At 39.1% G+C, this 18,697-nt stretch carries 2 protein-coding genes; both read left to right on the forward strand.

All coding sequences use genetic code 11. The features are described 5' to 3' along the window. Positions 1 to 300: 300 nt before the first annotated feature. Entirely contained in the window at positions 301 to 7,923 is a 7,623-nt protein-coding gene (locus NYE42_RS01235; protein ID WP_352426705.1) for an amino acid adenylation domain-containing protein, read from the forward strand. Next, positions 7,883 to 18,640: an amino acid adenylation domain-containing protein gene (locus tag NYE42_RS01240; RefSeq protein ID WP_352426706.1), complete on the forward strand. Its 10,758-nt coding sequence runs from the start codon at positions 7,883 to 7,885 to the stop codon at positions 18,638 to 18,640. Before NYE42_RS01235 ends, NYE42_RS01240 begins: the two co-directional genes overlap by 41 nt. Positions 18,641 to 18,697: the final 57 nt, after the last annotated feature.

An 18,697-nucleotide genomic window follows, 5' to 3' on the forward strand; every position in this document is an offset into this window, starting at 1 on the left:
GTTAATGTGCTTAGGTGTTTTTCCCCCCCCTAATTGACAACTCTTAAACATTTGTATAATATTTCTTAAAGATGGCTAGTTCTTCTTCATTATCCTTTTTTTAAAAAAAGTGTTTGTACGGGTCTATATCATTAAAAAATGGTTTTTGCTGCCGATAAATAAACTGTCAGACTACAACGACAATTATTGGTGAGCGGTATTGCCTGTGATGCAGTTTAACATAAAAATCCACCGAAAGCCTCTGCTGTTTTAATTCAGTGAATGATTTGAATTTTGATATCAAGTGAAGGAGTTTTTGTTATGACAAAAAGTATAAAGGGAGATAAAGACAGTATTGGTGAGTTAAAAACTGAAGAGCATTTTTTAGTGGCAAGTAAACCTTCTAAAGAAAAAAGAATGAAAAATCTTACATATAAATTTTCACAGCAATTAAGCGATAAGCTGAATGTATACTGCAATGGATCGGATGAACGTCTGCATGTCGTATTAACAGCGGCACTGACTTTGTTAATAAATCAATATACAGAAAGACAAAATATTGTAATCAAAACTCCTGTTTTCAAAAAGAACAGAACGATTGATTGTGAGCAAGAAATTTTGACTCTTAAAAATGCTGTTCATGGTGAAGACCTATTAAAAGAGATCATACATAAAGTCGAATTCACCGTAGAACAGGCATTGGAAAGCCCCCAAAATAATTCTCGAACAAGTGATAAAATGACTGGCCTTCCTTTTGATGTCATGATAGTCCTTGAAAATATTCAAGAATACATACTTAATCAAGAAAATCCCGCTATTCATATCCTATTTTCGTTTATGAACCAGAAACAATACATAGAGACAGTCATACGCTATAACGAATGCCTCTATTCTCAAAATATGATAAAAGATTTGTCACTGCGATTTCAGATGATCCTTGAAGCTATGATAACTCCTGAAAATATCAGAGTGAAAGATATGAGATTCCTGAAAGAAAAAAATAAGCAAAAGAAAATCTTTGGCTGGGAAGACAATTATTCGAAAATTGGAACAATTTCGGAGGTGTTTGAGCAGCAGGCTGATGAATATTCGGATAAGACTGCTTTGGTACTAGAAAACTCTTCAATGTGTTACGCAGAACTTAATCACCGTGCGAACCAGCTGGCACGGTATCTTCAGGAGTGCGGAGTAAAACGGGGAGACCTTGTCGGAATTGCTTTAGAACGCTCTTTTGATTTGTATATTAGTATTCTGGCAATATTAAAGTCAGGCGGTGCTTATGTGCCGTTAGACCCTCAATATCCGAAGCAAAGACTATCATTCTTAATCGAAGATTCAGGTGTAGAGTTGCTGATTACAAACGAAAGCATTCAGTCACAACTCCCGCCTCACGGGGACGGCATAATCTGTTTGGATGGTATGAAAGAAGAAATTGAAAAGATGGATGGATCTAATATTGGCATAAAAGGTTCCTTGGATGACCTGGCTTATGTCATGTATACGTCAGGCTCAACGGGACTGCCTAAAGGAGTAAGTATTGTTAACCGCGGTGTGATTCGGCTGGTGAAGGAGACTGATTATGCGGTATTTGATGAGAATCAAACGTTTCTGCAATTAGCTTCTGCTGCTTTTGACGCTTCTACCTTCGAGATCTGGGGCTGTTTATTGAATGGGGGATGTCTGGCTATAATGCCTCCGGGAATACCGACGGCTGATGATATTGCAGAAGCTGTGAAAAAATATAACATTACGACTCTTTGGCTGACGGCCGGTTTATTTTCTCTAGTAGTTGATCAGCAGTTAGAATCATTAAAAGGACTTCAGCAATTATTAGTAGGCGGAGATGTGGTTTCCGTTCCGCATGTTCAAAAAGTATTAGCGCTTGGAAAGGTACAAGTAATTAACGGATATGGGCCGACAGAGGGAACGACCTTTACCTGTTGTTTCCCGGTCCCTCAAGATTGGAAAGGCAGTATGCTTCCTATAGGGAGGCCTATTTCTGGTACAGAAATATTCATTTTAGATTCGCAATTAAAACCGGTAGCGCCGGGAATTCCTGGTGAGCTGTTTATTGGCGGAGATGGGCTGGCGCGTGAGTATTGGCGACGGCCTGATTTAACGAAGGAACGGTTTATATCACACCCTTTCAATAATGATCCTTCAGCACGTCTTTATAAAACAGGAGACTTAGTGCGTTATTTAGAAAATGGCGATGTGGAGTTTATTGGACGGCGGGACGAGCAAGTCAAAATCCGCGGTTTTAGAATCGAGCTTGGGGAGATAGAAGCCCGATTGATCAATCATACAGAAATTAAAGAAGCGGCAGTAACAGTAAATCATAATGGTGATGAAGATTTATATATCTGTGCTTATTACACTTCAAATCATAAAATCGCAAAGATTGAATTGCAGCACTTTCTGAGAGACTTTCTTCCGGAATATATGATTCCATCGTACTTTAAACAAATGGATAACATGCCTTTGACGGTAAATGGGAAAATTGACAGACGGGCACTTCCTAGACCTGATATATCTCAAATGTCCGAAACAAAATATGAAGCGCCGACAAATGAAACGGAGAAAAAACTTTCGGAGATTTGGGAAGCTGTACTTGGCAGGGAACGCGTCGGTATAGATGAAAATTTCTTTGAAACCGGCGGTCATTCACTAAAGGCTTCTATGTTAATTTCCCGCATCAGAAAAACTTTCGGCACGGATATAAAGGTGAAGGAGCTTTTTGAGCAGCCTACCATTAAACAGCTGAGCCGTCTTATTCAAAAGCGGGATAAACAGAATTATCCGGTCATCAGTAAAGCGAGGAAGCAGTCTTATTATCAAGCATCATCTGCTCAGAAAAGAATGTTTGCCCTTTGGGAGACGGATAAAGACAGTATCGTTTATAACTTGCCGATTATGATCGAACTAAATGGAAAATTAGATGTAAAAAAAGCCGAATCAGTTTTACAAGAGATTATTGGCAGACACGAAGCGTTACGGACAAGTTTCGATGTTGTAAACGGCGATGTGGTTCAGATTATTCACGATACATGGGAGCTCGAATTTGATTATCAGAAGCTGCCGTCTGATGGGATACGACCATATGTGAATCAGTTTATCAGACCCTTTCATTTGGACAAAGCACCGTTAATCAGAGGCGGACTCATAACGTATGAAGACCGGAATCTGCTGCTGCTGGATGTTCATCATATCGCTGCGGACGGTGTATCGGTTGGAATAATCCGCAAAGAATTCAATGCGCTGTATGCGGGTCATAGACTAAAACAGCCGCCGCTGCAATATAAAGATTATTCAGAATGGCAAGTAAGCTCAGGAACAAAAGAGGCGTTAAAGGAACAAGAGGAGTACTGGCTTAAGCGGTTAAGCGGAGATCTGCCGATTCTCAATCTGCAGACTGATTATGAGCGGCCGAGAGTCAAAAGCTTTGAAGGAAGCCGAATCAGCTTTACGGCCGATGAAAGGTTAACATCAAGCTTAAAGTCGGTGGCGAAAGAAACAGGAACAACTTTGTACATGGTGCTGCTGGCGGTATATAATGTCATGCTTTCAAAATACAGCGGTCAGCAGGATGTGATCATCGGAACAGCAGAGTCCGGAAGGTCAGACACCGAACTGGAGAATACGGTGGGGATGTTCGTCAATACCGTCGCCATAAGAAATTTTCCTGAGGAACATAAAACATTCAGAGCGTTTTTAGAAGAGGTCAAACATCATACGTTAAAAGATTTTGAGAATACAGATTACCAATTTGAAAATATTGTTCAAAAACTCGGGGTAAAAAGAGATTCGAGCCGAAACCCGCTGTTTGATGTCATGTTTACTTTTGAGAGTAAGGATTACGGATTCGGAGGAAATGAAGAGACAGCAGAATCAAATTTACTAGTATCTGAGGTCAATATATCAAGATTTGATTTAACGTTAACTGCAATGGAAACCGATAAAGGCGTTAACTTCCAATTGGAATATTGCAATCATTTATTCAGGAAAGACACAGTCGAAAGAATGGGTGCTCATTATACCCGGCTTTTACAACAGGTTGTATCAGAACCGGACACGGCAATCTGCAGACTGAATATGATAACGGATGATGAGAAACATAAACTGCTTTATGTATTCAATGATACAGCAGCCGACTTCCCGCATAATAAGACAATCCATCAATTGTTTGAAGAACAAGCGGAAAAGACACCGGAAAGAATAGCGGCAGTGTATGAAAATAATAAAGTAACTTATAAAGAACTTAACGAAAGATCAAATAGTCTGGCGAGAACACTAATGAAAATGGGGGTGAAAAAAGAGTCAATAGTAGGTATTGTTGCTGACAAATCATTAGAGATGGTGTTAGGCATATTGGGTGTGCTGAAGGCGGGAGGCGCATTTTTGCCAATTGATCCGGGATATCCTTCTGAGAGAATCAAATACATGATTGAAGACAGCGGTTCTGACATTTTATTAGTGCAGAATAGTCAGGCTGATAATATCCTGTTTGAGGGGAAGGTTATTGATTTAACAGATAGTTCTCTTTACTCCGGAGATCGGCATAACCTGCCAATGATGAGTTCCGCAGAACATCTTGCTTATGTCATTTATACTTCTGGAACGACTGGAAAACCAAAGGGTGTAACGATCCGGCATATCGGAATCAGTAATCTCAAAAGTGTCTTTGAACATGATATGAATATCAATTACCGGGATAAAATTATTCAATTTGCAAGTTTTTCATTTGATGCATCAGTGTGGGAAATCAGTATGGCACTGTTGACCGGAGCGGAACTACACATCCTTTCAAGTCAAGTCATCAATAATTATACATTATTTGAAGAGTATATTAACCGGCATGACATTACTGTAGCCACTTTGCCGCCTGTATACATCAACCATATAAATATAAACGGATTATCAGCTTTAAGGCTCTTAATTACTGCTGGTTCTCAGATATCTACAAAATCCTTGAACCGGATCGTGAATAAAATAGACTATATTAATGCCTACGGTCCAACTGAAACGACAATCTGCTCTACAATGTGGAGATACTCAGAAGCTGAGAGGGCGATGGCAAAGACCATTCCTATCGGTAAGCCGATCAGAAATCTGAAAGCCTTCATAATTGATCACAACAACAATCTTGTGCCTATTGGTTTAGCGGGAGAATTGTGTGTGTCGGGTGACAGCTTAGCAAGAGGATATCTCAATAAAGAGAAAATGACGCGTGAGAAGTTTATTGATCATCCATTTGAGTCCGGAACTAAAATGTACCGAACAGGAGACTTGGCAAGGTGGCTTCCTGACGGAAACATAGAATTTTTGGGGAGAATTGATAATCAAGTCAAAATCAGAGGCTTCCGGATTGAAACTGATGAAATAGAAAGCCAGCTTCTGAAAATAAGCGGGATAAAAGAAGCAGTTGTTATAGATAAGTGCGACCTTCACGGTGACAAATACCTTTCTGCTTTTGTAACCGCAGAATATAAAATATCCGGAGCAGCTTTGAGGGAGCAATTGGGTGACATTTTGCCGCAATATATGATTCCCGGTGTCATCATCCAGGTTGAACAGCTGCCTCTCACACCAAATGGGAAAATTGACAGGAAAGCACTTGCTGAAATAGAAGAGCCTAAACATATAAAGGAGCACCTTGAAGCACCCCGTTCCGAAGTCGAACAGATTCTGGTAAATGTTTGGTCGGAAGTTCTGAAAATTGATGATATTGGTATTAATGATAATTACTATGAGCTGGGCGGAGACTCAATAAAATCTATACTGATTGTATCAAAGCTTCAAAAATACAGTCTCAGTCTAGAGGTAAAAGATCTTTTGCAGTATCCGCAAATAAAAAACCTCAGTAAACACGTGAAATTATATAAAGCTCAAACAGATCAGAGCCCGGTTAGCGGGAGAACTGAACTGGCACCGATACAAAAGTGGTTTATAGAGAATGACTTTGCGGACATTCACCACTTTAATCAGGCATTCATGTTTCAAATGAAAGAAAAAATTAATGAACACGCTCTGGCAAAGACATTTGAATTATTAGTAAAGCATCATGATGCTTTGAGGTTGATATATACAGCCGAAAATGACGAAATAAAACAAGAAGTCAGAGATGTCCAAGCCGCCCGGGATACTTTTACTCTGGACATATATGATCTGCTTGCTGATACGGATTACAAAAATACAATAGAAAAACTTGCCGATCAGTTACAAAGCGGAATGGATCTTGAAAAAGGGCTTTTAATGAAACTTGGTTTATTTCGAACAATGAGGGGCGATTATCTACTTATTGCTATACATCATATGGTGATTGACGGAGTCTCTTGGAGAATTCTGCTTGAAGATATGGAGCAGGTCTACAACAATCTGCAAAAAGGAGAGCCGGCCGTTCTTCCGCCGAAAACGGCATCCTTTCAAGAATGGACACGTAAATTGGCGGAATATGCAAACGGAAGTGAGATAAGAAAGGAACTTCGGTATTGGGAGAATATCGAAAAAATGAAGATTAAAGAAATTCCGAGAGATTTCAATAAAGCTGACAGTGTATTTAAGGAAAGCCGCACCATTACTGTCAGTCTTACAAAGCAGTTAACTGATAAGCTCCAGAGGAATACAAATGCAGCTTATAACACACAGATTAATGACATCTTGCTTTGTTCACTGGGAATGGCAGTAAAAGAATGGGCGGGACTTGACAAGGTTTTAATCGGTCTGGAAGGCCACGGAAGAGAGAACATATTAGAAAACATTTCAATAGAAAGAACCATCGGCTGGTTCACCTCACTATTTCCGATCGTGTTGGATATGGAGCACAGTGATGATCTGCCTTATTGCATAAAAAATACGAAAGAGTATTTAAGAAGAATACCTCATAAAGGTATTGGTTACGGAATTATTAAATACTTGACGGCACCGGAACATAAAAAAGACATCAGTTTTACGATAAAGCCCGAGATCGGGTTTAACTATCTGGGAGAAATCTCTCAAAAAAAGCGGGCTGTTTTTCAGCATGCAGATATATCATCTGGTACAAGTGTTTCTTTATCTAATAAAAAATTGAATGCCATCGAAATCAACAGCTTTATTATGGACGGTCAACTGCAGTTGGAATTTAACTATAGTACGAAAGAGTTTAAAGAAGAAACAATTAAAACATTAACCGAATCCTATATAAACCGGTTAATCGATATTATTCAGCATTGCGGAATGAAAAAAATTCCTGAAAAAACACCCTTTGACTATGGAGATCTGGATTTATCCATCGGAGATTTGGAGCTGATTTTATCAAGCGGAAAAGAGATAGAGAAAATCCACTCCCTGACTCCTATGCAGAGCGGGATGCTTTATCATGCATTGCTTGATCCGTTTTCACAAGCCTATTTTGAGCAGCTTACATTTTCTTTATCCGGTCAGCTTGATATTGGCAGATTAAATACAGCTTTTAATATGCTGATCGAGAAGTATGAAATTTTAAGAACATGCTTTTTTCATGAAGGACTAAGTAAGTTTAAACAGGCTGTTCTAAGAGAGAGAAAAGTTAAAATTGAATTTGAAGATATCAGCACTTTCTCGGAATATCAAAAGAAAGTACGGCTTAAAGATGTTCAGTTTAAAGACAGGGGAACGAGATTCGATTTGACGAATGATTGCTTAATAAGAGTAACCGTATTAAAAACTGATGAGAAAGAATATAAACTGCTGTTCAGTTTTCACCATATTATTATGGATGGCTGGTGTATGAGTTTAATAATGAATGATATAAAAACTATTTATACGTCATTAAAAGAAGGAAGAGAGACAGTGCTTCAGCATACCGAGCCTTACAGCACCTACTTAGAATGGCTGGATAATCAGGACAAAAGTGCCGCATTAGAATATTGGGGGGATTATCTAAATGAATATGAGCAGCAAGCCGGTATTCCAAAGTTCTGCTGATGAGGGTGGTTTCAAAAATAGGAAGAAAACATTCATTATTGATGAAACATGTACTTCGATGTTGAAAGCTGCAGCTGATCAATATCACATTACTTTAAGTGCATTGATTCAGACTGCATGGGGAGTTCTTTTGCAGAAGTATAACAACGTGAATGATGTTGTGTTTGGTGCGGTTATTTCCGGAAGACAATGCAGAGTGCAAGGCATAGAAAAAATGGTGGGGTTATTTATCAATGCGGTTCCTCTGAGAGTAAAAGGCGATGGTGATACGGTATTTATAGCATTAGCCCAAAAGCTCAACAGTGACTTTATCAAAGCGAATACATCATACGGTTACAGTTCTTTAGCGGATATACAAGCTCTTACAAAGATGAAAGAGAAACTGATCAACCATATGTTGGTTTATGAAAATTACCCTGTTGATGACTATGGCAAGGCGGTCGATGATACAACTGATGCTTTAAGGATTACAGATATGGAAGTGTTTGAACAGACGAACTATGACTTTGGGCTGGTTATTATTCCAGGCAGCCAAATCAAAGCAGAGATGACGTATAACAATAATGTTTATCGTGAAGATATCATTAATCGTATAGGTGTTAATTTCTGTCATGTATTAAAGCAAGTGGCAACTGATCCTACGCGTGTCCTGAAAGACATCAGCGCTGTAAATGAAGAAGAGCGCGGAATGCTCCAGGAGTTTAATAAGCAGTCCTCTAATTATACGGTGAATAAAACGATACAAGACCTTTTTGAAGAACGAGCGGAAAAGACACCTGACCAAACAGCGGCTGTCTATGCAGGAAAGCATATCACTTATAAAGAGCTAAACGAAAAGGCAAATCAAGTCGCAACATTATTAATGGAAAAAGGGGCAGGAAAAAACAGCATTACGGCTATGATGATCCGTCCTTCAGAATATTCAATGATTGGAATGCTGGGAATTTTAAAAACCGGAAGTGCGTTTCTGCCTATTGATGATGAATCACCGGTCAGTCGGATAAATCATATTTTAAAAGATAGCAAAGCTGATATCCTCATTACAGATTTGTGGTTTTTAACTGATAAAAACATTGCGGCGGAATGTTTGGATATTACGGATAAATCGATTTATACCAGCCGAAATACATCAAACCCTGATGTTCAGTATGATCTCGAGGACGAGGTATATGTTATATATACCTCGGGTACTTCGGGAAAACCGAAGGGGGTGAAGGTGAAAAATAAATCATTAGTTAATTATTCATTATGGGTATGTGATCAAATAAACATAAATTCTGACAGCAGGTCGTTAGTGACGTCAAAATATAGTTTTGACTTATGCTATACCAGCATCTTTCCAGTTTTATCCGGTGGCGGACAAGTCCACTTTGTTGATAAAGAAGTGTATCTTCACTCTCTATCATTAATAGAATATATTTATAAAAATAGTATTACATATCTTAAAATGACACCCACTTTATTTTCAACATTGATGGAGGATGTTGACATGCTGGCGTCTTGTCCTGATTTAAAAGTTATCATACTGGGCGGCGAAAGCATAAACATCGGCAACGTCAAAAAGCTCGCTGAAAAATGCAGATGGATGAAGTTTATTAACCACTACGGGCCGACCGAAAGCACTGTTGGCTGTATTGCACATAGCATTGATCCAGATCATATTCAAAACTGTGAAATATACAATAAAATAGGAAGACCAATTCACGGCATTAATATCTATATTGTGGACCGTTCAGATCAACTGGTCCCTGTGGGAGCACCCGGTGAGATTTGTATCAGCGGGGTAGGTTTAGCATCGGGATATGTCAATAATGAAGAATTAACGAATAAAAAATTTATTGATAATCCTTTTCATCGCGGAACAAAAATGTACAAAACAGGAGACCTTGGCAGATGGATGCCGGATGGAAATATAGAGTTTTTAGGCCGGATTGACAACCAGATCAAAATCAGGGGTTTTAGAGTTGAAATCGGAGAGATCGAAAACCAACTATTACAGCTGGAAGGTATAAAAGAAGCGGCGGTTGTTTATATAGAGGAGAAATATCTTTCTGCATATATTACTGGGGACATTGAGATAGAAGGCTCGTTCGTACAGGAGAAATTGGCACAGGCTCTTCCGAAGTATATGATTCCGAGTTTCATAATACAACTGAAAGAGCTGCCTCTTACAGCTAACGGAAAAATCAATCGAAAAGAGCTGCCTCTTCCTGACTTGCAACGGTTGTCAGTACCTCAATACGAAGCTCCGGCAAATGAAACGGAAGAAAAACTAGCTGAAATTTGGAAAGAAATGCTTGGGCATAAACGGATCAGTATAAATGAAGATTTCTTCGAACTGGGCGGACATTCTTTAACAGCTGCGTTCACTATTTCCCGCATCAGAAAAACTTTCGGCACGGATATAAAGGTGAAGGAGCTTTTTGAGCAGCCTACCATTAAACAGCTGAGCCGTCTTATTCAAAAGCGGGATAAACAGAATTATCCGGTCATCAGTAAAGCGAGGAAGCAGTCTTATTATCAAGCATCATCTGCTCAGAAAAGAATGTTTGCCCTTTGGGAGACGGATAAAGACAGTATCGTTTATAACTTGCCGATTATGATCGAACTAAATGGAAAATTAGATGTAAAAAAAGCCGAATCAGTTTTACAAGAGATTATTGGCAGACACGAAGCGTTACGGACAAGTTTCGATGTTGTAAACGGCGATGTGGTTCAGATTATTCACGATACATGGGAGCTCGAATTTGATTATCAGAAGCTGCCGTCTGATGGGATACGACCATATGTGAATCAGTTTATCAGACCCTTTCATTTGGACAAAGCACCGTTAATCAGAGGCGGACTCATAACGTATGAAGACCGGAATCTGCTGCTGCTGGATGTTCATCATATCGCTGCGGACGGTGTATCGGTTGGAATAATCCGCAAAGAATTCAATGCGCTGTATGCGGGTCATAGACTAAAACAGCCGCCGCTGCAATATAAAGATTATTCAGAATGGCAAGTAAGCTCAGGAACAAAAGAGGCGTTAAAGGAACAAGAGGAGTACTGGCTTAAGCGGTTAAGCGGAGATCTGCCGATTCTCAATCTGCAGACTGATTATGAGCGGCCGAGAGTCAAAAGCTTTGAAGGAAGCCGAATCAGCTTTACGGCCGATGAAAGGTTAACATCAAGCTTAAAGTCGGTGGCGAAAGAAACAGGAACAACTTTGTACATGGTGCTGCTGGCGGTATATAATGTCATGCTTTCAAAATACAGCGGTCAGCAGGATGTGATCATCGGAACAGCAGAGTCCGGAAGGTCAGACACCGAACTGGAGAATACGGTGGGGATGTTCGTCAATACCGTCGCCATAAGAAATTTTCCTGAGGAACATAAAACATTCAGAGCGTTTTTAGAAGAGGTCAAACATCATACGTTAAAAGATTTTGAGAATACAGATTACCAATTTGAAAATATTGTTCAAAAACTCGGGGTAAAAAGAGATTCGAGCCGAAACCCGCTGTTTGATGTCATGTTTGTACTTGAAAATGCAGATTACGGTATTGAAAATCACTTGGATCCAAATCCGGAAGAGTATATTCAAACCGAGATCAATATTTCAAAATTCGATTTAACGCTAACCGCGACGGAAATTGATAAAGGAATCAAATTCCATTTGGAATACTCCAGTCAATTATTTGTAAAAGAAACAGCTGAGAGAATGGGTACCCATTTTACGAAGCTTTTACAAAGTGCAGCTGCCGGCCTAGATCAACCTTTAATGAAACTGGATATGATTCCTGAACAGGAGAAGCACACATTGCTCCATGTATTCAATGACACGGCAGCTGAATTTCCGCGGAATAAAACGATTCATCAATTATTTGAAGAGCAGGCAGAAAAAACACCTGAACGTATTGCGGCTGTCCAAGAAGATACGCTATTAACCTATAAAGAACTAAACGAGAAATCAAACAGCCTGGCTAATCTTTTGAGACAAAAAGGAATTAGAGAAAACAGCATTGTCGGAATCATGACAGAGAGATCTCTTGAGATGATCATCGGAATTATCGGGGTGCTGAAAGCAGGGGGAGCGTATTTGCCGATAGATCCTGAATATCCTGATGAAAGAGTAAATTACATGCTGAAAGACAGTGATGCAAACATTCTCCTAATTCAAAACGGATTGTCAGGTGGTATTACATTCAATAAAGAAATTTTATCATTAAGCGATCCTGCTCTATATATGCATAACAGAAGTAATCTGCCGAATGTCAGTTGCCCGGAAGACCTTGCCTACATGATTTATACTTCAGGGACTACAGGGCTGCCGAAGGGCGTCATGGTAAAACATAAAGGCGTGGTAAATTATATTCATTGGGCAAATAAGATATATGTAAATGATGAAGATATTGATTTTCCTCTGTATTCTTCTATTTCTTTTGACTTAACGGTTACTTCAATTTATACACCGCTTATTTCAGGAAATAAAATTATTATTTATGAGGGACCGGACAAGGCTCTTCTGATCAGAAGAATTATAGAAGAAAATAAAGCGGATATTATTAAGCTAACGCCGACGCATTTGAGATTGCTGGAGAATGTAGATTTAAGTACGTCAAAGATAAAAAAAATAATCGTCGGCGGGGAAGAGCTGAAAACCGGGCTTGCAAAAAAGATACACGGTGCATTTAACGGTCATGTCAGAATCTACAATGAATACGGCCCGACAGAGGCTACAGTCGGGTGTATGATTCATCAATATCATATTGAAAGAGACAATGGCAATGCAGTATCAATAGGCAAACCTGCGGATAATACTAAGCTTTATATATTAGGAAAACAATTGGAATTACTTCCTTTAGGGGCAGCCGGGGAACTTTGTGTCAGCGGAGAAGGGCTTGCGGACGGATATAAAAATAAAGCGGGCTTGACGTCAGAAAAATTTGTAGATAACCCCTTTGAACCCGGGGCTAAGTTATACAGAACAGGGGATATGGCAAAATGGATGCCGGACGGGACAATTGATTATTTAGGAAGAATTGATGATCAAGTCAAAATCAGAGGGTATCGTATTGAAACGGGAGAAATAGAAAACCGGCTTCTGAAAATGAGTCACATAAGAGAGGCTGTTGTTGTAGCGAGAGATGACCAACATGGGGATAAATATCTCTGCGGTTATGTTACTTCCGACAAAAAAATAGATGTTTATGCTTTAAAAGAAAATCTGTCTAAAGAATTACCGTTATTTATGGTGCCAAGTTATATCTTCCAGATTGAAAAAATGCCGTTAAGCTCAAACGGAAAAATAGATACGAAATCATTGCCGATTATAGATATTGCGGATGTATTGGAGTCTGCATATGAAGCACCGCGAAATAAAAAGGAACAAATTCTCGCATGCGTATGGGAGAAAGTTCTGGGGATGAAATCAATCGGGATTAACTATAACTATTACGAGATCGGCGGAGACTCAATTAAATCCATTTTAGTAGTTTCCGAACTCCAAAAATACGGCTTAAAACTTGAAGTCAGAGATTTAATGAAATATCCGCACATAAAAGACTTGAGTGCTCACGTAAAATCAGCTGATATACAAGCAGATCAGTCGATTGTAGAAGGAGACGTTGATCTGACACCGATTCAAAAATGGTTTATAGAACAGAGATTTGAACAAGAAAACCACTATAACCAAGCCTTTATGCTTTACAAAAAGTCCGGCATAGAAGAAAAAGCAATCGAAACGGCCTTTTTGGAACTGGTGAGGCATCATGATGCCCTCAGGATGCAGTTTAAAAAGGAAAACGGTGAAATTAAGCAATGGAATAGGGGCATTAAACAGGCAAAAGAAACATTTACTTTAGACGTATTTGATATGACACAAACAGAAGATCCAGCCATGGCAATTGAATCACTGGCTGACCGTATGCAGAACGAATTGAGCTTGGAAAAGGGGATTTTAATAAAACTGGCGGTATTTAAAACCAAAAACGGAGATCATCTTCTATTAACCATTCATCATATGATCATTGACGGAGTATCTTGGAGAATCCTATTGGAAGATTTTGAAACAGCTTATCTTCAAACAGTTAATGGGAACAAGGTGGAGCTGGAAACTAAAACAGCATCGTTCAAAGAATGGGCGCGTCAATTGAAAGAATATGCAAACAGCAAGGCTCTTCAAAAGGAAGCTGGGTACTGGGAGACCATAGAAACGGCTATTATTGAACCTCTTCCAAAGGATTTCATTGCCGAAAGCTGCTCTTATGAAGATAGTAAAGAAATTAAAATTGAATTAACAGAGGATCAAACAAAAACACTTTTAAGAAATACAAATGCAGCATATCATACACAAATTAATGATATATTGCTTTGCTCACTGGGACTTGCAGCCAAAGAGTGGACCGGCAACGAGAAGATCCTTGTGAATCTTGAAGGGCACGGCCGTGAAAGTGTTATAAAAATTCCGGTCCATCGCACAATAGGCTGGTTTACGACAATATACCCAATTGTTCTCGATATGACAGAAAGTAATAGTTTATCAAGCTCCATTAAGTATACAAAGGAAATGCTTAGACATATCCCCCAAAACGGGATTGGTTACGGAATACTCAGATATTTGTCGGACTCGGTTCACCTTCAATTAAAACCTGATATCAGTTTTAACTACTTGGGTGAATTTGGCCAAGAAGATCGCAGCAACCTATTTCAAATATCACCTTTGTCCGCCGGAACGAGCATATCTGGAAGAAATAAAAAGACACATAGTATAGAAATAAATGGATATATCATGGATGGCAGGCTGATGTTTTCGTTCAATTACAGTGCAAACCAATATAAACGAGAGACGATTGAGCAATTTACGAAAGCCTATCAATTGAAAATAAATCAGATCATAGAACATTGTGTGAATAAGAAAATATCTGAGAAAACCCCATGGGATTATGGGGATCCCGATCTTCAAATAGAGGAGTTAAATCAAATTCTTGCAAGCGGTGCTGAAGTAGAAAAAATTCATTCTCTTTCACCGATGCAGGAAGGCATGCTGTATAACGCTGTGATTGACCATCAATCTAGCGCTTATTTCGAACAAAGTGAAATAACAGTTGAAGGAAATCTGAATACAGAAGTTCTCAGTGACGCATTAAACAGACTGATTGATAAATATGAAATATTAAGAACGTCATTTTTCTATAACGGTTTCCGTGTATTTAAACAAGCCATTTTAAAAGAAAGAAAACTAAACATTCAATATCATGATATCAGCCAATGGGAGGAGCAGAAGAAGGATGCCTTTGTAGGGCAATTCAAGGTGAGAGACAGGAATACTCCGTTTGATCTGAACAAAGATTGTCTGATCAGAGTATCGGTGATCAAGCTGGGAAGAAATAAATTTAAAGTCATATACAGTTTCCACCACATTATTTTGGATGGCTGGAGTGTCGGTATTCTGTTAAAAGAGCTTATGGATCTATACGGTGACGTGGCTGAAGGGAAAAAACTCCTTCAAGAAACACCTGTACCGTACAGTCGTTATCTTGAATGGCTTGATCAGCAGGACAAGGACCGTGCATTTGAATATTGGAAGGAATACCTTTCTGCATATGAACAAGAGATCTCATTTCCGGAACTGGAATTGAAATCTGACGAGTATCAGCATGATCAAAAACTGGGAGCGCTTAACGGTGAAACCGCCGCTAAGCTGAAAAAAATCGCTGAGTCAAACAGCATTACATTAAATTCTATCGTTCAAACAGCATGGGGGATATTGCTGCAGAAATATAACAATACAAATGATGTGGTATTTGGTTCCATTGTTTCAGGCAGACCGAGTGAGATAAACGGAATTGAAAATATGGTCGGCTTATTTATAAATGCAGTGCCAATCAGAGTGAAAAGAGAATGTGATACATCATTTATTTCATTGGCTAAACAAATAAATAAAGACTTTATTGAAGCGAACGAATACAGTTATTGTTCTCTGGCAGACATACAGTCTTTGACAAGTATGAAGAATAAATTAATCAATCACGTAGTCGTGTATGAAAATTACCCGTTGAATGAGGATCTTTTCCAAGATTCAGCCCATTCGAGTGTGAAAATAACTGCTGAACATGGGTTTGAACAAACCAACTATGATTTAGAGCTTTTAATTGCTCCCGGTGACGAATTGCATATGAAAATCACATATAACGCCAGTGTTTACAGTAAAGAAACGGTAAGTTCAATCTTGGATAACCTGGTTAGCGTTTTACAGCAGGCAGCGGCTGATCATGAAGTAATGGTTTCTCAGATCGATATGGTAAATGAGACAGAGAAACAAAAGCTGGTGAAAGAATTCAACTGCACGGAATTATCATATAAGAAAGAAAAGACGTTACAAGAGCTTTTCGAAGAGCAAGCTGTAAGGACACCTGATGCAATCGCTCTGGAATGGAACGGAGACTTCCTGACCTATAAGGAGCTGAATAATAAGGCAAATCAATTGGCACGAGCCCTCAGGGAAAACGGCATCAAAGAGAATGTTGTGGTTCCTATTTTGGTAAGAAGGTCTTTCCGATTGATTATAGGAATATTAGGAATACTAAAGGCAGGGGGATGTTACTTACCGCTTGATCCAGATTATCCGGCAGACAGGATCAATTATATGCTGAAAGACAGTAAAAGCGGCCTGCTGTTAACTGAGGAAGGACTTCCAAATGAATTAACGTACAGCGGAACTGTATTTAACATAGATTCAGAGGATTTATTACATCACTTGGAGACGAACATTGATGTTATTAACAGGGCCGAAGATTTAGCATATGTCATTTATACGTCGGGATCAACCGGAAAACCGAAAGGGGTCGCCGTAGAGCACCGTGCCGTTCATAACTTTATCAAGGGAATAACAGACAGGGTCAGCTTTTCACAAGACAATGTCCTTCTTTCGGTCACCACGTGTTCATTTGACATATTCGGATTAGAGTCGCTGCTGCCTTTAACTCAAGGGCTGAAAGTTGTCATAGCCGGTGAAGCGGAACAAAGAGATCCGTACTTGTTAAACAAGATCGTTGTTGAGACTGATGTCAATACTATTCAGCTTACGCCATCCAGATTAAAGCTGATGCTAAGTGCAGAAAACAGCACGGAGAGCCTTCAGAAATTGAAGACCATCATGGTTGGGGGCGAGGTATTTCAACGGGAATTGTTATTTGAACTAAAAAAATATAAAAATCTGAAGATCTATAATATGTACGGTCCGACTGAGACGACGATTTGGTCTTCTGTGAAAGACTTAACCAATGAAAATAGTGTAAATATAGGCAAGCCGATTGCGAATACACAGATATATATTGTAGATCATGATGGAAACACTGTACCGCTCGGCAGTACTGGCGAATTATGCATTGCTGGAGCCGGAATGGCCAGAGGATATTTAGGAAAAGAAGATTTGACTGCGCAAAAGTTTGTAGACAATCCGTTTGTTAAAGGAACCAAGATGTATAAGACAGGAGATTTAGCAAGGTGGCTGCCTAATGGTGAACTGGACGTTATCGGAAGAATGGACAATCAGGTAAAGATCAGAGGGTATCGGATAGAATTGGGAGAGATTGAAAGCATAGTAAACCAACACGAAAAAGTTAAGGAATGTGTAGCTGCCGGAAAAACAAATTCCGCAGGAGTCCAAGATTTAGTTCTGTATTATGTGGCAGAAAGCACTGTATATCCTTCAGAATTTATTAAATTATTATCACCTGTGCTTCCTGAGTATATGATTCCGCAGATCTTTATGAAAATTGACCAAATTCCGCTGACAGCAAACGGAAAAATAAATGTCCTGGCACTGCCTGAACCTGTGATAGATAGAACAGGTTTTGACCGGCCTTTTGAGGAAGCGGTAACGGATGTACAAAAAAGTATCAGCCGTGTTTGGACCGATGTTTTAAAAATAGAAGAGCTTGGAATACATGATAACTTCTTTGAAGCAGGCGGTAATTCAATCAAAATCGTTGCAGTTTATAATGAGCTTCAGAAGCTGTATCCAAAACAAATTCAAATTGCTGACTTGTTTGCATATCCGACTATTTACAGATTGTCCGAATATATAGAATCAGCTATAGCCTTTGCGGAGATAGCAGTGTCCTTGGAAAAAGAAATCATTCCTATTACTTTACCGCTTGAATACATCTCGGAATCAACTGGACAAAGTCATACAGCCATGCACGAATATGCGGTAAATGCGAATTATTATGATGGTTTAAAAACAATATGCAATACCTACAAATATGATATTTCTCATGTTTTATTAGCGGGTTATGTATTTTTATTAGCTGATGTCAGCCAGCAAAACTTGGTTCATATCCAATTTTCGGGTCATGGAGATGATCGGATGAGTCAGCTGTCTTTTGATCTGTCTGATATCGAGAATTTTCACGATATTATTCGTATGGCGAAGGAGCAGATTGAGAATCAAGAGGATTCAGATCAATACGATTTGAATACTCACTATAAGAAATCAAGTTCGGCCCAAGATGTTTTTCCTCTTTTTTATATTAGTAATGAATCAAAAAAAGAGTACTCAGAATTATATGATCTGGTTTTTGCAGTTCATGAAAAGCCATCCGAAGCAGAAATCGTTTTTATATATAACCATCAGAAACTAAATGAGCACAAAATGAAAGATTTATTTTATAACTACATGAATTTGATTCAAGTGATTACAGCAGACAAAGCAGACAATTCAATATAAAGCGGCCGGTTCTGCCTTACATTTTGCTGATCGGCAGAATGTAAGGCAAATCAGGCA

This window comes from Bacillus sp. FSL K6-2865, from assembly GCF_040311405.1.
Classification (GTDB): domain Bacteria; phylum Bacillota; class Bacilli; order Bacillales; family Bacillaceae; genus Bacillus; species Bacillus velezensis.